17 protein-coding genes and 1 other RNA gene are annotated in these 16,165 nt (G+C 63.6%); 8 read left to right on the top strand and 10 right to left on the bottom strand.

Going from position 1 to position 16,165, the window contains the following annotated elements:
- Nucleotides 1-60 precede the first annotated feature (60 nt).
- A complete protein-coding gene (gene rimP / locus ASG25_RS06990) occupies nt 61-696 on the bottom strand; it encodes a ribosome maturation factor RimP (protein WP_062471098.1) in 636 nt (211 codons plus the stop codon).
- Nucleotides 697-1,046: 350 nt separating this feature from the next.
- On the opposite strand from rimP, the gene ASG25_RS06985 reads away from it, so the two are divergent.
- A complete protein-coding gene (locus ASG25_RS06985) occupies nt 1,047-2,678 on the top strand; it encodes an MFS transporter (RefSeq protein WP_062471096.1) in 1,632 nt (543 codons plus the stop codon).
- 9 nt (nt 2,679-2,687) lie between these two features.
- On the opposite strand, the gene ASG25_RS06980 is transcribed toward ASG25_RS06985, so the two are convergent.
- The gene (locus ASG25_RS06980; RefSeq protein ID WP_062471093.1) at nt 2,688-3,956 is read right to left on the bottom strand and encodes a lytic murein transglycosylase; all 1,269 of its coding nucleotides are present in this window, start codon (nt 3,954-3,956) and stop codon (nt 2,688-2,690) included.
- Between the two features lies 1 nt (nt 3,957).
- Nucleotides 3,958-4,563, bottom strand: coding sequence for a recombination mediator RecR (recR, locus tag ASG25_RS06975; RefSeq protein WP_062471090.1), 606 nt, complete (start codon nt 4,561-4,563; stop codon nt 3,958-3,960).
- Between the two features lie 89 nt (nt 4,564-4,652).
- On the opposite strand from recR, the gene ASG25_RS06970 reads away from it, so the two are divergent.
- Together ASG25_RS06970 and ASG25_RS06965 are read left to right on the top strand one after the other, a co-directional pair.
- Nucleotides 4,653-5,273: an MOSC domain-containing protein gene (locus ASG25_RS06970; RefSeq protein ID WP_062471087.1), complete on the top strand. Its 621-nt coding sequence runs from the start codon at nt 4,653-4,655 to the stop codon at nt 5,271-5,273.
- A gap of 82 nt (nt 5,274-5,355) precedes the next feature.
- A complete protein-coding gene (locus ASG25_RS06965; RefSeq protein WP_210168455.1) occupies nt 5,356-6,231 on the top strand; it encodes a DUF2865 domain-containing protein in 876 nt (291 codons plus the stop codon).
- A gap of 11 nt (nt 6,232-6,242) precedes the next feature.
- On the opposite strand, the gene ASG25_RS06960 is transcribed toward ASG25_RS06965, so the two are convergent.
- The 3 genes from ASG25_RS06960 to ffs form a co-directional block, all read right to left on the bottom strand.
- Nucleotides 6,243-6,566 (bottom strand): YbaB/EbfC family nucleoid-associated protein, encoded by a 324-nt coding sequence (locus tag ASG25_RS06960; RefSeq protein ID WP_062471082.1) that lies wholly within the window; start codon nt 6,564-6,566, stop codon nt 6,243-6,245.
- A gap of 34 nt (nt 6,567-6,600) precedes the next feature.
- A complete protein-coding gene (locus ASG25_RS06955) occupies nt 6,601-8,550 on the bottom strand; it encodes a DNA polymerase III subunit gamma/tau (RefSeq protein WP_062471079.1) in 1,950 nt (649 codons plus the stop codon).
- Between the two features lie 117 nt (nt 8,551-8,667).
- Nucleotides 8,668-8,764, bottom strand: an RNA gene (ffs, locus tag ASG25_RS06950) — signal recognition particle sRNA small type.
- A gap of 176 nt (nt 8,765-8,940) precedes the next feature.
- On the opposite strand from ffs, the gene ASG25_RS06945 reads away from it, so the two are divergent.
- Complete coding sequence (locus tag ASG25_RS06945; RefSeq protein WP_062471076.1) at nt 8,941-9,348, top strand: HIT family protein; 408 nt, start codon at nt 8,941-8,943, stop codon at nt 9,346-9,348.
- On the top strand, nt 9,345-10,313 hold the full coding sequence (gene nudC / locus ASG25_RS06940; protein WP_062471073.1) for an NAD(+) diphosphatase: 969 nt from the start codon (nt 9,345-9,347) through the stop codon (nt 10,311-10,313). The genes ASG25_RS06945 and nudC overlap by 4 nt, the downstream gene beginning before the upstream one ends.
- Before the next feature lie 77 nt (nt 10,314-10,390).
- Here the strand turns inward: nudC and ASG25_RS06935 are convergent, their stop codons facing one another.
- The 3 genes from ASG25_RS06935 to ASG25_RS06925 all read right to left on the bottom strand — a co-directional run bounded on the left by ASG25_RS06935 (nt 10,391) and on the right by ASG25_RS06925 (nt 13,242).
- Entirely contained in the window at nt 10,391-11,452 is a 1,062-nt protein-coding gene (locus tag ASG25_RS06935) for a porin (protein ID WP_062471069.1), read from the bottom strand.
- Between the two features lie 174 nt (nt 11,453-11,626).
- Nucleotides 11,627-12,481 carry a prephenate dehydratase gene (locus tag ASG25_RS06930; RefSeq protein WP_062471065.1) on the bottom strand — a complete coding sequence of 285 codons (855 nt, stop codon included), beginning with the start codon at nt 12,479-12,481 and terminating at the stop codon, nt 11,627-11,629.
- The gene (locus ASG25_RS06925) at nt 12,478-13,242 is read right to left on the bottom strand and encodes a 3-deoxy-manno-octulosonate cytidylyltransferase (RefSeq protein WP_062471062.1); all 765 of its coding nucleotides are present in this window, start codon (nt 13,240-13,242) and stop codon (nt 12,478-12,480) included. The genes ASG25_RS06930 and ASG25_RS06925 overlap by 4 nt, the downstream gene beginning before the upstream one ends.
- 180 nt (nt 13,243-13,422) lie before the next feature.
- Between ASG25_RS06925 and ASG25_RS06920 the strand changes: the two genes are divergently transcribed.
- Nucleotides 13,423-14,151: a cytochrome c family protein gene (locus ASG25_RS06920; protein ID WP_062471059.1), complete on the top strand. Its 729-nt coding sequence runs from the start codon at nt 13,423-13,425 to the stop codon at nt 14,149-14,151.
- A gap of 147 nt (nt 14,152-14,298) precedes the next feature.
- On the opposite strand, the gene ASG25_RS06915 is transcribed toward ASG25_RS06920, so the two are convergent.
- On the bottom strand, nt 14,299-15,243 hold the full coding sequence (locus ASG25_RS06915) for an AEC family transporter (protein WP_062471056.1): 945 nt from the start codon (nt 15,241-15,243) through the stop codon (nt 14,299-14,301).
- A gap of 131 nt (nt 15,244-15,374) precedes the next feature.
- Between ASG25_RS06915 and ASG25_RS06910 the strand changes: the two genes are divergently transcribed.
- Nucleotides 15,375-15,662 carry a DUF982 domain-containing protein gene (locus ASG25_RS06910; RefSeq protein WP_082475546.1) on the top strand — a complete coding sequence of 96 codons (288 nt, stop codon included), beginning with the start codon at nt 15,375-15,377 and terminating at the stop codon, nt 15,660-15,662.
- Between the two features lie 161 nt (nt 15,663-15,823).
- Complete coding sequence (locus ASG25_RS06905) at nt 15,824-16,087, top strand: BON domain-containing protein (RefSeq protein ID WP_062471053.1); 264 nt, start codon at nt 15,824-15,826, stop codon at nt 16,085-16,087.
- The last annotated feature ends 78 nt before the right edge of the window (nt 16,088-16,165 follow it).

The following is a 16,165-nucleotide window of genomic DNA, read 5'->3' as shown; positions in this document are numbered from 1 at the left end:
ATAGTCCGGGTGGTGCCTCTCGGGCCGGGCTTCGAAGCTGAAGCGCCGGCCGGGCGCTTGTCATTGCTGCGAAGGGGTCTCGTCGTCGCCGTCGATGTCTTCGAAATTCTCGTTGGCCGCTTCGCGTGCAGCCTTGGCCTTCTTGTCGGCGGTCAGTGCATCGCGGATCAGGTCGTCCGTCAGGATCAGCTTGGCTTCTGCCAGCGCGGAGAACGGCACCGTGACCATCGGCGCCTCGTCCGGACCCGGCTGGTCGCGCTCGATCGTGAAGCCGTCCGCGTCCGCGCTCCGAATGACACCGCGGAAGCGCTTGCGGCTTTCGACCAGAACCGAAGTCTCGCATTTCACGAGATGGCCGGTCCAGCGGACGAAATCGCCCTTGCGCACCATCGGCCGGTCGATGCCCGGCGAAGACACTTCCAGATGATACGCCTTGCCGATCGGATCGTCCACGTCTAGCACCGGCGAGATCGCGGTGGAGACGGTTTCGCAATCCTCGACCGTCATCGTGCCGTCGGTCCGTTCCGCCATGATCTGCAGCGTTGCACCATTCTGGGCCGAAAGCCTGACGCGTACCAGCTGGTAGCCCATCGGGATCAGCACGGGTTCGATAATGTCGGCCACGCGACGATCGATCCCGGTCTCGGTGATCAGGCGCGGTTCCTGCTGCATTTCTGCCGTGTCGATGTCGGACAAGCACTGTCTCCCGTCATGCAAGGTCTGTCATGATGGTAATAAAAAAGAGCGGGTCCTGACGGGCCCACTCTTCATCAACCGATCAAGAATTTGAGCGTCGTATACGCTGCATCCGCCGCAATTGCAAGCGCCGCGCGGGATGTGACCCTTGCGCGGTCCCCGAGCGACCCGCGAGCGTCCCTTGGGCGAAATCGGCGCGCTGCCGCGGGTTGCCGCAGCAGGTGTCCGGGCTACATTGCGTCAAGAGGACATCAGACATCCTGAAAAGGCCGCCGCCCGCATCACGGTCGTGCCGCCATGGCATATCGGCGGTCTCGTCAAGGTGGCTGCGCATAAACGAGGAGACGGCCGTGCCGGATCGATCATCGCCTTTGGCGCCATTCCGCCACGAGACCTTCCGCATCATCTGGATCGCCAGCCTTGCCTCGAACTTTGGCGGCTTGATCCAGTCCGTCGGCGCCGCCTGGATGATGACGTCCATCTCGACGTCGGTGAACATGGTTGCACTGGTGCAGGCGTCGGTCACGCTGCCGATCATGCTGTTCTCGCTGATCTCGGGCGCGCTGGCGGACAGTTTCGACCGGCGGCGGATCATGTTGGTCGCGCAGCTCTTCATGCTGGTCGTATCGGCGCTGCTGACGGCGTTCGCCTGGTTCGGTCTGATCACGCCCTGGCTGTTGCTGACGTTCACCTTTTTGATCGGCTGCGGGACGGCGCTGAACAACCCGGCCTGGCAGGCCTCCGTTGGCGACATTGTCCCGCGCGAGGATCTGCCGGGAGCCGTGTCGCTGAACAGCATGGGCTTCAACATGACGCGCAGCGTCGGCCCGGCCATCGGGGGCGTGATCGTGGCAGCAGCCGGCGCAGCGGCGGCATTCGCGGTGAACACGCTCACCTATTTCGCGCTGATCTATGCGCTGTTGCGCTGGAAACGGACGCCGGCGCTCAACGCCCTGCCGCGCGAGCCCCTGGCACGGGCCGTCGGGGCAGGCCTGCGATATGTCGCGATGTCGCCGAACATCCTGAAGGTCATGCTGCGCGGCTTCCTCTTTGGCCTGTCGGCGAGCGCGATCCTGGCCCTTCTGCCGCTCGTCGCGCGCGATCTCGTGGCCGGTGGACCGCTCACCTATGGCGTCCTTCTCGGCGCCTTCGGCATCGGTGCGATCGGCGGTGCGCTGCTGAGCGCCCGGCTGCGCGAGCGTCTGGCCGGCGAAGCCGTCGTGCGCATTGCCTTCGTCGGCTTCGGGCTGTCCGCCGTCATCGCCGCGGTCAGCCGGTCGGAAGTCCTCACAAGCCTTGCCATGCTTCTATCGGGTGCCGGCTGGGTGTTGGCCCTGTCGCTGTTCAACACGACCGTGCAGCTGTCCACGCCGCGCTGGGTGGTGGCACGGGCTCTTTCGCTCTACCAGACGACCACGTTCGGCGGCATGGCGCTCGGCAGCTGGGTCTGGGGCCTGGCCGCGGAAAACTACGGTCCCGCAACGGCGCTTGTCGGCTCGGCGGCCGTCATGCTGGTCGGTGCAGCCGTCGGCCTGCGGTTTGCCTTGCCGGAGTTCAAGGCGCTCAATCTCGATCCCCTGGGCAGTTTCACCGAACCGATGCTCAAGCTCGATCTGAAACCAAGAAGCGGGCCGATCGTCGTGATGATCGACTACGAGATCGATCCTGCGGATGTCGAGGCGTTCTTGTCGATCATGACCGAACGTCGCCGTGTCCGGATCCGCGACGGTGCCGGCCAGTGGACACTGATGCGCGATCTGGAGCGACCGGAGATCTGGACCGAGACCTATCATGTGCCGACCTGGGTCGAGTATGTCCGCCACAATCAGCGGCGCACCAAGGACGATGCGGCAATCTACGAGCGGCTCCGCGCGCTCCATCGTGGCGAAACGGCTCCTTATGTGCATCGCATGATCGAGCGGCAGACGATCCTGCCGCACGAATACGAACAGTTCAAACGGCCGGTTGACATCGGTCACTAAGGCGATGGTCTATCGCAGCTTGGCCTTGAGACCGGCGTCCGGGAAGCATGTCGCTGCAAGCCCGTTTTTCTCCTGCCACTGGCCGAGCGAGCGCCTTGTCTTGTAGCCGGCCAGTCCATCGGCCTTTCCGATGTCGTAACCCTGGGCTTCGAGCCGTTTCTGCATGGTCAGAACATCGGAGCGCAGCATCTTTCCGACGTCGCCCCAGCTGCCCTCGAACGCACCGCCATTGGCGCCGATCCGGTCGGCGAGATTGCCGATGAAGAGCGCATAGAGATCGGAATTGTTGTATTCCTTGATGACGTAGAAATTCGGCGTCACCAGGAATTCCGGGCCATGGCGACCGGCCGGCACCAGCATCATGCCGCTCTCCTTCGCGTCACTGCGTGGAAAGGCCTTGCCGGAAACACGGGCGATCCCGGATGCGGCCCATTGCCCGAACGGCTTTGCAAGATCCGGCCCCTCCTGCGCGCAGGAAACGGTCCGCGGGATCGACACCTCGAAGCCCCAGTCACGACCGCGCTGCCAGCCTTTTTCGGACAGGTAATGCGCGATGGAGCCAAGGACGTCCGGCACGGAATTCCAGATGTCACGCCGCCCGTCGCCATCGAAATCGACGGCATAGGAAAGGAAGCTCGAGGGAAGGAACTGCGGCTGGCCCATGGCACCCGCCCAGGATCCGCGCATGTCGGCCTCCGCGACGTCGCCGCTGGCCAGGATATGCAGGGCCGAGACGAGCTCGCGGGTGAAGAGTTCACTGCGCGTGGACATGAAGGCCTTGGTCGCAAGCACATCGAGCACCGGATGGGGGATCTTCGCCCGCCCGAAGCCCGACTCGCGGCCCCAGATCGCCAGCACGATCGGGCCGGGCACGCCATAGGTCTTCTCGATCCGCCGCAGCGTCGCGGCGTGCGTCGAGGCGAGGCTCCGACCGGTGACGGCGAGGCCCTGCAGGCGATTTTCCGAGAAATAGGCGCCGGGAGAGGCGAACTCCGCCTGGCTCTGTTTCTGGTCGCCTGGCGGTTTTGCGCCCGGCGGCACCAGGTCCGGAAGGTCCCAGTCGAGCTTCACATCGGCAAACGCCGTGTCGAATTCGTTCCTAGTAATGCCGCCCTTCTGAGCTTGCGGCCAGAGATCGGTCTGCAGCCAGCGCCGGAACTGCGCTTCGGTCTCGGTCTTCGAAGCGGCCAGCGCCGGAATGACTGTGCACGCGCAGACGAGAGCCGCGAGGCCGAGGCGATGGAAATGGCGAAGGCCAGGAAGTCTGGGGAATGTCATGTCAGATTGCCGTCCTCGCCCGCAGAGCCGCGGTCAGTGTGCCGTCGTCGAGATAGTCAAGCTCGCCTCCGACGGGGACGCCGTGGGCAAGCCGGGTGATGCGGACGTCCAGCCCGTCGAGCTGGTCGGTGATGTAATGCGCTGTCGTTTGGCCCTCGACGGTTGCGTTCACGGCGATGATCAGCTCGCGCACCTCGCCCTTGACGACGCGATCGACCAGTCCACGGATGTTCAGGTCGTCGGGGCCGACGCCATCGAGCGGCGACAGCGTGCCGCCGAGCACATGATAGGCCGTGTTCATCGCCCCTGTGCGCTCCAGTGCCCAGAGATCGGCCACGTCTTCGACCACGATGATGCAGCTATGGTCGCGCCGTGCATCCGTGCAGACGCTGCAGGGGTCGCTCGTATCCACATTGCCGCAGCAGGAGCAGATGCGGACCTTCCGATGCGCCTCGCTCATCGCATCGGCGAGCGGCCCGAGCAGCTGGTCCTTCTTCTTGACGAGATGGAGAGCCGCGCGACGGGCCGAGCGGGGGCCGAGCCCCGGTACCTTCGCCAGAAGCTGGATGAGTTTTTCGATTTCGGGGCCGGTGACTCGCTTTGCCATGAGGCGCGTTCTATCCCATATGCGAGTGGAGTGAAAATGCTTTGCACCGCGCAGGTATGATCGGCAACCACGCACGAAAAGGGTAAGCCATGAAGATAGACGCCGTCTGCGTCGGCCATGCCACCGTCATCGGCGGCAAGATCGCAAAGACGGGGATCGTCAAGCATCCCCAGGGCGGTACCGTTATCGTGGATGCCGCCGGGCTGGCGGGCGATGCGGTGTGCAATCGGAAACATCATGGCGGTCCGGATCAGGCCGTCTACGGCCTCGGCTCGCTGGATCTGGACGCCTGGGCAGAGGAACTGGGCCATGCCGTCCCGCCCGGCCTGTTTGGCGAAAATCTCGTTGTCTCGGACGTCGACAGCCGAGCAATCGCGGTCGGCGATCGCTTCGAGACGGACAGCGTCACGCTGGAGGTCACCTCCACCCGAATCCCCTGTTCCACGCTCGCACTTCGGTTCAACGATCCGGGATTTGCGCGGAGGTTCCGGAGGGTTGGCCGGCCGGGCTTCTACTGCCGCGTACTGCGTCCGGGCATGATGTGCGCCGGGGAACGCGTCGTCTTTCATGCGTTCCAGGGGCCTCGGATCACGATGCCGGAGATGCTTGCCACCGCGGTCAAGACGCTTTCGGACGCAGAGCGCGCGCGTTACCGGGCGGCCCCGATCAGCGAGCGGGTTCGTGCGCAGCTTGAAGCGCTCCGGCCTTAACCATTCCTTAAGGAACCGCTTCGCGCCGCCATCGGGCTCCGTTATGTCCTTCGCGACCAAGGCAGCTGACGGGGAGCGGGCAATGACGTGGGTGAGCAGGATCAAACGGCAGGCAGGATATCTGGCGCTTGTTCTCCTCGTCGCGGTTCCCGCGAGCCACAGCCTTGCCCGAACCTGCGCGTCCTCTGGCGTCGAGGCGGCCCGCCTCCAGCGTCAGATTGCCACGAACAGGACGATGGCGCACAAGCATGGGTGCGATCTCGAAATCGGCGGCTTTGTCTGCCGGGAGGTGGCTGGCCGTATCGCACAGGCCCGAGCGGCGCTTTCGGCCTTGCCATCCGCCTGCAAGGCCGATGGTCGCGCGACCCACGCGGCGATCTCGCCGAAACGCGTCATCCGGCAGCTTGCCAAGGCCGAGGCGTCCACTGCCCGCCCGGCGCTCTCCGCGGCGACACGCGTGGCCACGTTCTGCGTTCGTCTTTCGGACGGCTATTACTTCCCGACGCCCAATTCCGGATTCAGCCCTCGTCGCGCCTCGATCGAAGGGCTTGCGGCACAATGCAGGGCCATCTGCGCCACGGCGAACATGGATGTTTTCCAGCAGCCGAGAGGGAATGGCGAGCCGATGGACATGGTCTCGCTCTCGACCGGGAGACGCTATCGGGATCTCGACGTGGCAGGTCTTTACCGAAAGGCCGAACAGGCGAAAACCTGCGATGCGAGCCGCATCTTTTCTGCCGACTTTCGACCCATGTCCGCCGCAAGCATGCCTGCGACAGCGCCCCAGAACGGCTCCGAAGCAGCGCCAGATCGGGGGCCGACCGTTCTCGCGACGCTGGAAGGAAGCCCGGACAAAGGACTGTTCTCCGACGTCGGCCTGCGTGGTACGCGAACGGATATCCCAAGGTTTCCGCGCAAGGTCCGCATGGTCGGGCCTGCATTCCTGCCAGACCTCTAACCCAACGGCCCTCAGAAAGGCAGCTTCATTCCGGGCGGAATCGGCAGGCCGGCGGTCAGTTCGCGCGTCTTTTCCGCCGTGATCGCCTCCGCCTTGTCCTTGCCGTCCTTGTGCGCGGCGACAATCAGGTCCTCGAGGATCTCGACGTCGTCTTCCTTAAAGAGAGACGGATCGATCTTGATGCTCTTCAAGGCGCCCTTTCCATCGAGCCGGACGGTGACGAGGCCCCCTCCGGAGGTGCCGTCCACTTCGAGAAGGGCGATTTCCTCCTGAAGCTTCTCCATCTTGGCCTGCATTTCCTTGACCTTGCCCATCATGCCCATGATATCGCGCATCGTCCGTCGTCTCCTCTTCTCATATCCGGTTGGATCAGTGTTCTATGTCGTCACCGGGAAGGATGTCGCCCTCTTCGGACTCGGCCACCGCAACAATCTCCGGCGTCTCGTCCCGTTCGACCTCCGATACCTTGATGCGGACATCGACCATCTTGGCGCCGGGGAAGCGAGCGAGGATGGCTGCGACGTCCGGATCCTGACGCGCATCGTTGAAGCGTTCTTCCTTCGCAGCCGCTTCGGTTTCCACCATGGTCGGCAGACCAGGCTCGCGGCTCACCGTCACCATCCAACGGATGCCGGTCCACTCCTCCAGCCGCCGCTGCAAGTCGGTCACCAGCGTTTTCGGCGCGTCATCGGGAACGTTCATTTCCAGCCGGCCCGGTTCGATCCGCACGAGACGCACGAAATTGCGCACCAGCGTCTTCAAGAGGATGTCACGGTTCTTCTGGCAGAGGTCGACGATATCGGCGACCGAGCGCAGGGGAACGACGGGAGCCGCCGGCGCCGGCTCGGGCTTCAGGTCGACCTGACCACGCTCCTGTGCCGCGGGAAGCTCGGCCTCGGGCACCGCACGCAGCATGGCCGCGCCGTTGGCCGTCAATCGCGATGGCGTGACCGGTTCGCCGGCGCGCGCCGTGACACTGCCCTGACCCTGTCCGTAACCCTGCTGGGCAACGGCGGATGCCATCGTACCATTGCCGCTCGCATGGGCGTTCCCGGGCGTACCACCCGCGCCCGATCCTGCCCCCCGGGGGGCCGGCCGCGCGGCATCGCTGCCCGACATTTCCAACAGCCGGCGGGCCGCATCTTCCGGCGAGGGAAGGTGGGCGGCATGCGTCAGCCGGATCAGCACCATTTCGGCGGCACCGGCAGGCCGGGCGGCGTTTTCCGTCTCCGGTATGCCTTTCAGCAGCATCTGCCAGATCCGCGACAAAGTGGAGACGGCGACGGCGGCAGAAAATTCCGCACCGCGAACCCGCTCAACCTCGCTGAGCGACTGGTCGTTGGCGGCCTCCGCGGAAAACTTCAGCTTGGTCACGAGATGCGTAAAATCGGCAAGATCGGTCAGGACGACAGACGGGCTGGCGCCGGCCTCGTACTGAAGGGCGAACTCCTCGAGTGCCGCTTTCACGTCGCCGCGCACCACATGGCCGAAGAGGTCGACGATACGGGCGCGATCGGCAAGGCCGAGCATGCTCCGCACGGCATCCGCGGCAACGATCCCGCCGCCATGGGCGATCGCCTGGTCGAGCAGCGAAAGGCCGTCACGGGCCGAGCCTTCTGCGGCGCGCGCGATCATGGCCAGCGCCTCGGCTTCTGCGGTGACGCCTTCCTTGCCGAGAATGGTGGAGAAAAGGCCGACCAGATCGGTCGCTGCGATACGCCGCAGGTCGAACCTCTGGCACCGGGATAGGACGGTGATCGGAACCTTGCGGATTTCGGTCGTCGCGAAGATAAATTTCACATGCTCAGGCGGCTCTTCGAGCGTTTTCAGCAGTCCGTTGAAGGCCTGCGTCGAGAGCATGTGCACCTCGTCGATGATGTAGACCTTATAGCGCGCGGAAACCGGCCGATAGCGCACCTGCTCGATGATCTCGCGGATATCGTCGATGCCGGTATGGGACGCGGCGTCCATCTCGATCACGTCGACATGGCGCCCTTCCATGATCGCCTGGCAGTGTTCACCCGGCGTGCGAAGATCGATCGTCGGCTTGTCAATGTCGTCGGTCTTGTAGTTCAATGCGCGCGCGAGGATGCGGGCCGTGGTCGTCTTGCCGACGCCGCGGACACCCGTCAGCATGTAGGCCTGCGCGATGCGCCCCGTCTCGAACGCATTGGTCAGCGTCCGGACCATTGGCTCTTGTCCGACCATCAGGTCGGAGAAGTCCTTCGGGCGATATTTCCGCGCAAGAACCCTGTAAGCCGCCGGCTTCTCGACCGGGGCGGTGGCTGCGTCAGGAGATGTCGTGGTGATGTCGGTCATGCGCCCCGCCGCTCGTTCCGTCTGTCCGGACGGTCGGCAAGCTTTAGACGCGGCAGCGAGCTTGCGAACGGGCGGCCATGGTCTGGTGGTTCAGGGACTTCCACGAAGACCCTGAGGGTGGGAGGCTGGCACGATGACCCGTGCCGGGCTCGTTGGGGCTGCTTCCTTCCGGACCTGACCCGGTTGGCGAGTGGCTCGTCCACCACCAACCTCCCGATCTCCATATCGGCAATATCCAAACGGAATGCAAGTCGGCCCTTGGAAGAATCTGGCATCCCTGTCAGAAGAGAAGCCTGTCCAAAGAGAGGCCTTTCCCGAAGCGCTGACCCGTCGTTCAGACAAACGGGCACGGCGGCCGGGAAAGACCGACAGCACAAGCAGGAGGAACCCGTGACCCCGTTCGAACTCGACCCGCGCCTCGCGCGTGACAGCGATCTCGTGTCCCGCCTCGATCTTTGCCAGCTGCGGCTCAGCCGCGATGCGCGCTGGCCCTGGCTGATTCTCATCCCGGAGCGCAACGCTGTCAGCGAAACGTTCGAGCTGTCGCCCGACGAGCAGGCAACGCTTTCGCGCGAAACCAACCGGATTGGGACTGCTTTGAAGCAGGTAACCGGTGCGACCAAGATCAACATCGGCGCACTGGGCAATATCGTTCGACAGCTCCATGTCCATGTCGTTGCCCGCACCGAGGACGATGCGAACTGGCCGGGCCCCATCTGGGGCTTCGGCGTGGCCGAACCTTGGGACGCGGCAAAGCGAGACCACTTCCTGAAGAGCCTGATGGAATCCCTGACATGAGCCACGCGATTTTTGATTTCAAGGGACCGCATCCCGAACCGAGTTCTCTGGTCGCTTTTGCCGGCAATCATCTCGTCCGCGACAGCGAACACCGAGCCGACGATTGCGTGGAGGTGGCGCTGAAGACCGAGGGCGCGCATCTCTTCGCCTTTGCGGAGGGCAAGCTGGTCGTCAAGCACGACGAAAACATCATCGACCCGCTGTTTGCGCCGTACGAGATCGCGGCGCTCGAGCCTGATCTCGAGGCTGCCATCCTTCTGGGAACGCTCCCCTCCGGAGAGCCGCGGATCGCGGTTCCCGTCAACCGGACGGAGGCGACGTTGGAGGAGCCCTTCAAGCTGGCAGATGGCCGCAGCCTCTATCGGCAGGCGATGCTGCCGGACGAATTGCTCGGGCAGTTTGCCCAGGCCGCGAGCCTGATGGCCTGGAATGCCTCCAACCGCTTCTGCGGCAAATGCGGCAGCCCGATGGAGGCCCGGGGCGGCGGATATCGGCGGGTGTGCACGGCCTGCGGCCATCCGGCGTTCCCGCGCACGGATCCCGTCGTCATCATGCTGACGATCGACCTGCAGCGCGACCTCTGCCTGCTCGGCCGCAGCCCGCACTTTCCCGAGGGCATGTATTCCTGTCTTGCTGGCTTTCTGGAGCCCGGCGAGACGATCGAGAATGCCGTGCGGCGCGAGACGATGGAAGAGTCCGGCATTCGAATCGGCCGCGTGCGCTATCACGCTTCCCAGCCCTGGCCGATGCCGCACAGCCTCATGATCGGCTGCTATGCCGAGGCCAAGTCGAGCGAGATCCGGATCGACGATCTCGAGCTTGAAGACTGCCGCTGGTTCACCCGCGAGGAGACCCGTGCCATGCTTGCCCGCAATACGGGCCATGACGTCGACGTCCAGTCGACGCCGCCGAAAGGGGCGATCGCCCACCAGCTGATGCGCGATTGGCTGGATTGGCCGGCCTGACGAAACGCCGAACCGGAAAACGAAAGAACCGGCACGAGGCCGGTTCTTCAAAGCGCAATCGTCGAAGGGACGCCGGATCAGAAGTCGCGCTGGAAGCGGATCGTGCCGCCGACTGCATCGCCATGACCGCGTTCGCCGTCGAATTTGGTGTAGTTGAACTCCGGCTGCACCTTGAAATTGTCGACGATCATGTACTCCATGTTGAGGGCGGTCGCGAGCGTGCCATCCTCTTCATAGGCCACCTGACCGTTGACGGAGGTCTTCTCGTTGACCGTGGCGGTGAACCCGCCCCATGCGGCCCAGTCTCCGTTCCACGGGCCATAGTAGTTGCGCCTGCGGGTGTCCCCCGGACCTTTGTCATTGTTCCAGTCGGACTGGTAGCCGGCCATGATGAAGATCTTGAACACGTCGTTGAAGACGATATCGCCGCGAACCTTGCCGCCGAAGGCCTCGGCATCCGGATCGTAGCCGCCGATGATGAACAGGCCGCCCCAGTCTTCCTGAATGCGTGCGCCTGCCAGCGGGTGTGCCGCCTGATAGTCTTCGACCGGCCTGCCGGCAAAGCCGGTATCGTAGGAGCCGCCACCCTCTTCCACGCCGATGAAGGCCGAAAAGCCCTTGTCGCCGCCCCACTGGTAGCTCACCTGGTTCGTCCGGTCGCCGGTATAGTCGATGACGTCGTCATTGATGATGTTGCCGGCCGAATTCAGGAAAAGGTCGTAGCGTGAATCGTTGAAGCCGGCCATGAAGCCGCCGAGCATGATGTAGGCCGAATTGATGTAGGTGGTCGATTCGCCATCGCTCGCTTCCGATCGCATTTCGATGAAGGAGCGGAGCTCGCCGAATTCCGTATCGCTGCGGGCATCCAAGGTCAGCGTTCCCCGGGTAAAGGGCGACCAGTCGAGATCTTCGCCGCTATAGGCACTTTCCCCCAGATTGTTGTCGTTGCGGACATAGCCGCCAATCTTCAGGCATGTCTCCGTGCCGGGAATGTAGAAGAAGCCTTCGCCGAAGGCATCGCAGACACGAACATATTCCATGGCTTCCGGCTCGGCGGCAACGATCGCATCGGCGGCCCGTGCGCCCGCAGTCATGGACAACGCAGCCGTCGAGGCAAGAAGAAGAGTTCTGATGATCATGGTAGGCGTCCCTTGGATGCCGCCTTTTCCGCGGCTGTCAAACGAAAGGCGCGGGCGGCAATGCCGCAAATCAGTCACCTCTCCGCCGTACGCAATCATCTTTGCGTCATGAACACTACCCCGCACCTTGGACATGTTTGTCCGCGCGGAAGGGATTTCGGCAGGGCGCGACTTTTATAACACGCGTCGCATGGGGTGCGCCGGATAGGAGCCGAGGATCCGGACCTTCTCCGAAAAGAACCGAAGTTCTTCCAGCGCCCGCTTGACGTTCGCATCGTCGGGATGCCCGTCGATATCCGCATAGAATTGCGTCGCGATGAACTTTCCGCCGATCTGATAGCTCTCCAGCTTCGTCATGTTGATGCCGTTCGTGGCGAAGCCCCCCAGCGCCTTGTAGAGCGCGGCCGGAATGTTGCGGACGTTGAAGACGAATGTGGTGACGAGATGGTCGCTTGCGGCATCGCGCCGGATCGGCTTTTCGTCGCGTGAGAGCACCACGAAGCGCGTCACGTTGTTTTCCGTGTCCTCGACGTTCTCGGCGACGATATCGAGCTTGTAGAGATCGGCCGCCAGCCGGGGCGCGAGGGCCGCCATCGAGCGGTCCCCCGTTTCCGACACAAGCTTGGCGGCGCCGGCGGTGTCGCCGGCGACGACGGGCTTCCAGCCGTTGGCGCGCACGATCTTGCGGCACTGGCCGAGCGCATGAATGTGGCTGTGCACGGTGCGGATCTCGCTGCGGGAAACACCGGGCAGGACCATCAGCTGGAACCGGATCGGCATGAAATACTCGCCGATGATGTGCAGGCGCGACTCCGGCAACAGATGATGGATGTCGGCGACGCGTCCCGCGATCGTGTTTTCGATCGGGATCATGGCGAGGTCCGCCTCGCCGTTCTCGACGGCCAGAAAGGCATCCTCAAACGTCTGGCAGGGCAGCGGGTCCATCGCCGGGAACATGTCGCGCGATGCCATGTCCGAATTTGCGCCGTAGTCGCCCTGGAACGAGATCCGGTTGGTGACAGGCATCATGACGTGGCTCCGGGACGCGTCGAAAGCATCCGCCGTGCCGCCTCGAGATCGGCAGGCGTATCGACGCCGAGCGGAATGGAGCTCACGATTTCCACGTCGATGCGCATGCCTGCCTCGAGCGCGCGGAGCTGTTCGAGCGATTCGCGCTTTTCCAGCGTCGACGGCGGCAGGGCCACGAAACGTTCCAGAGCAGACCGGCGATACGCGTAGAGGCCGATATGATGGTAGAGCGGTCCTGCACCATGGGGTGCGGTTGCCCGCGTGAAGTAAAGCGCCCGCATGCGGCTGGCAGACAAGGGTGCGCCGACGACCTTCACGACGTTCGGATTGCTCTTCTCCGCTTCGTGCACGATTTCCACCGCCAGCGTCGCGATGTCCACGGCGGGATCTTCCAGCGGCCGCAGGGCTGCGCGGATGGTTTCCGGCTCGATCGTCGGCAGATCGCCCTGTACGTTGATGACGGTCTCGATCCGGCCCTCGGGGTCGCAGAGGGTCAGCGCCTCGTAGATCCGGTCAGAGCCGGATTGATGGTCGATGCGCGTCATCACGGCTTCGAAGCCGGCCGCCGTCACGGCATCGAACGTGTCCTGGTGATCGACAGCCACGACGATGCGTCCGGCGTCCGCATCCCGCGCACGAAGCGCGACCTGGACGATCATCGGCAGCCCGCAGATGTCGGCCAGAGGCTTGCCAGGAAGCCGTGTGGAGGCCATCCGCGCCGGGATGAGGACGAGTGTTTTTGCCAAATTGTCGCTTTTCATGCCGAGCCCTTCAAAACACCATCAAAAAGTGCCAGAAGTGGTTCGTCCGGCACGGATATCGCTGTTGCAACGCTTGGTCAAAAGACATAGCTTCCGCACGATTTCAAGGTGCCGTGGCAGATTGTTGAAACCGGCGGCGCGTGCGTATGCCTGGAGCCGGACGCAAGGGGAGGTGTGTTGATGAACTCGCATGTAAATATGGCCGTGGGAGCCTTTCTCGGAACGGTCTTCGTGCTGATGTCCGTATCGATCGCCTCTGAAGGCATTTTTCATTCCGAAGCTCCGGAGAAGCCGGGCTTTGCCATCATTGCCGAGGAGACGGCAGGCGAGGCCGGAGCGGGGGCTGCTGCCGAGACGGAAGTCGACATCAAGCCGCTGCTTGCCAGCGCCGATGCCGGTGCCGGCGAAGCCATCTTCAAGAAGTGTGGCGCCTGTCACACCATCGAAAAGGGTGGGCCGAACAAGGTCGGACCCAACCTCTGGGGCGTGGTGGAGCGACCGATCGCCTCGCATGAAGGCTTTGCCTATTCGGCCGGCATGAAGACCTTTGCCGAAGCCAACAAGACGTGGACATACGATCATCTGAGCTATTTCATCGAGGCGCCGAAGAAGCACGTGCCTGGCACGGCCATGGGATTTGCGGGCGTGAAGAAGCCGGAAGAGCGTGCCAACCTCATCGCCTGGCTTCGCGGTCAGTCCGATGCGCCTGTTGCCCTTCCCGATGCCTCTGCCTCCGCTGCACCTGCAGCCGCGCCGGCTGATGCTGGGGCTCCGGCTGCCCCGGCCCCCGCTGCCCCGGCCCCGGCCGGCGCTGCTGCCCCGGCTGCCCCTTCTGCCCCGGCCCCTGCGACACCCGCAGCCCCGGCCCCTGCGACACCGGCCCCTGCAACACCGGCCCCTGCGAACTAAGTCGCAGAGTGTTATTGATCGACAATTGTCTAAGCCCGGCTCGCGCCGGGCTTTTGCGTTCTGACAACAGGGTCTGTCGCTGTCCGGAAGTGCGACCACGAGAGCCGGTATGAGGATGTCGGGCTGCCGAGCGTCAAAGGGCGAGCGTCAGAGCAGAACGTAGGCCCATGCGGAAACGGTGACCACGCCGAGGGCCGTGGTCAGGGTAATGGTCGAGGATGCCAAGCCATGACCCACATTGAAATGGTTCGCGATCAGCCAGGCGTTGACACCTGTGGGGACTGCCGACGTCAGCACCAGCGCGGCCGTCCAGGAGCGTTCGAGGCCGAGCAGATGGCTTGCGCTGAAAACACAGGCGGGCAACACCACGAGTTTGAGCGCGCTGGTGAAGGCGGCAAGGCCGAGATTGCCTGACAGTCCATATTTATCAAGCGCCATTCCGATCGAGATCAGCGCGGCGGGGCCTGCGACAGCCGCGGTCTGGTCGATGGCGATCTTGAGCGGTCCCGACAGCGGGAGCTTTAGCGCATGCATCACGGCGCCGCAGGCGAGCCCGATCACAAGCGGGTTGCGCACCAGATTCCGCAGGATGCCGCGAGCCAGCGCCAGCGGACTTTGGGCCGCGCCGCCATTGGTCTTCCGTTCTGCCCGTTCCATCAGGATCGTGCCGGCGATCATCATCACGGGAAGATGCACCGAGATCAGGATCGACAGGGCCACGACACCGGCGTCCCCCACATTGCGCGAGACGAGCGGCAGGCCGATGAAAATCGTGTTGGCGAAGGCCGAAGAGACGCCCGCGAGCACGCCGATGCGGCGGTCGCGCTTGAAGCCGAGGGTGGCGACGAGATGGCCAAGCGTCCAGACGACGGCGACCCCCGAGAAATAGGCGACCCAGAGTGGCCAGGGCGAGCCGTCCGTGAAGTCCGCGGTCGCTATGGTGCGAAACAGGAGAACGGGCACGGAAACCTTGAACACGAAGTCGCCGAGGGCATCGCCGACCGCGGGCTTCAGATAGCCCGTTCGCACGATCAGCCAGCCTGCGAAAATGAGGACGAAGAGAGGAAGGACATTGATGAGGACGTCGGACATGAAGCTCTCCGTGCCCCTATCGCATAAACTGCTTCGTGCGCCCTTCGCAACCTTTCCGTTTGCGACGCAATGCCTGCGTAAGTTTCGACTGCCATAAAGGCCGACGGTTATCGGCAGCGGAAGGATTCGGCATGACGGTAAGTAATTACACAGTGATCAATGAAAAATGGTGGCAGCAACCGGTCGTCCTCGAACTCGGCGGCATCGGAGACTACCGGATTATCCGCAACACGCGGGAAGCGGCCGAAGTCCTACTCGACAAATGGCCGACACATGAAGGCGCCGCCTACGGAGCCGCCCTGCGAATGTGCCGCTACGTTCTGAACGGCGAGCAGCCCGCGGATTATGCACGCGAGGACTTCATCGCGGCGGCCGTCGAAGCGTTCATCCATGTCGAAGACGGGCGCCGCCTCTTCTGATCGACCGTTCATGGCGAGACGGTACGCCTCACGGCGAAGCGGGATGGCGTGGAACATTCCTGTGAGACCTCGCGTTGCATTGCAGCGATAACGCTGATCCGCGAAACGGCCAAAAACGGCCGGCCCTGAATGCGGAACGCGGGCAACAGGGGCGCACAGGCATGCCGATTGACAAGCAGACATATTGCCGACGCGACGATGAACCCCATCTGCGGGATGACGACCTCGCAAGCAAGGTCTCACGGTACATCCAGTATGTGGCCCTCGTCGATACGACCCACCTTGATGTCATCGCCATCGGACGCACCATCATCCTGTCCGGCTATGTGTCGAACGAAGCCGAGGTCGGTTGCGTCGAACAGGCAGCCGCATCGGTGATCGGTGTTCATCTCGTCGAGAACAATGTAACCGTCCGGCACCACTGAGAGTTCCAGGTGCTCGAGCAACATCGCGTCCGGCAGACGTCTTTCAGGTTCTTCGACCAAGCAGGCTGACGCGCTCTC

Source organism: Rhizobium sp. Leaf384 (assembly GCF_001424065.1).
Classification (GTDB): Bacteria; Pseudomonadota; Alphaproteobacteria; order Rhizobiales; family Rhizobiaceae; genus Ferranicluibacter.
Note: the sequence above shows the minus strand (reverse complement) of the source record. Positions and strands in the feature narration are given on the sequence as shown.

Excerpts from the sequence above, each read along its gene's own strand:
- ASG25_RS06980 (WP_062471093.1), bottom strand. The coding sequence starts at position 3,956 with ATGACATTCCCCAGACTTCCTGGCCTTCGCCATTTCCATCGCCTCGGC.
- recR (WP_062471090.1), bottom strand. The coding sequence starts at position 4,563 with ATGGCAAAGCGAGTCACCGGCCCCGAAATCGAAAAACTCATCCAGCTT.
- ASG25_RS06970 (WP_062471087.1), top strand. The coding sequence starts at position 4,653 with ATGAAGATAGACGCCGTCTGCGTCGGCCATGCCACCGTCATCGGCGGC.
- ASG25_RS06965 (WP_210168455.1), top strand. The coding sequence starts at position 5,356 with ATGACGTGGGTGAGCAGGATCAAACGGCAGGCAGGATATCTGGCGCTT.
- ASG25_RS06960 (WP_062471082.1), bottom strand. The coding sequence starts at position 6,566 with ATGCGCGATATCATGGGCATGATGGGCAAGGTCAAGGAAATGCAGGCC.
- ASG25_RS06955 (WP_062471079.1), bottom strand. The coding sequence starts at position 8,550 with ATGACCGACATCACCACGACATCTCCTGACGCAGCCACCGCCCCGGTC.
- nudC (WP_062471073.1), top strand. The coding sequence starts at position 9,345 with ATGAGCCACGCGATTTTTGATTTCAAGGGACCGCATCCCGAACCGAGT.
- ASG25_RS06935 (WP_062471069.1), bottom strand. The coding sequence starts at position 11,452 with ATGATCATCAGAACTCTTCTTCTTGCCTCGACGGCTGCGTTGTCCATG.
- ASG25_RS06930 (WP_062471065.1), bottom strand. The coding sequence starts at position 12,481 with ATGATGCCTGTCACCAACCGGATCTCGTTCCAGGGCGACTACGGCGCA.
- ASG25_RS06925 (WP_062471062.1), bottom strand. The coding sequence starts at position 13,242 with ATGAAAAGCGACAATTTGGCAAAAACACTCGTCCTCATCCCGGCGCGG.
- ASG25_RS06920 (WP_062471059.1), top strand. The coding sequence starts at position 13,423 with ATGAACTCGCATGTAAATATGGCCGTGGGAGCCTTTCTCGGAACGGTC.
- ASG25_RS06915 (WP_062471056.1), bottom strand. The coding sequence starts at position 15,243 with ATGTCCGACGTCCTCATCAATGTCCTTCCTCTCTTCGTCCTCATTTTC.
- ASG25_RS06910 (WP_082475546.1), top strand. The coding sequence starts at position 15,375 with ATGACGGTAAGTAATTACACAGTGATCAATGAAAAATGGTGGCAGCAA.
- ASG25_RS06905 (WP_062471053.1), top strand. The coding sequence starts at position 15,824 with ATGCCGATTGACAAGCAGACATATTGCCGACGCGACGATGAACCCCAT.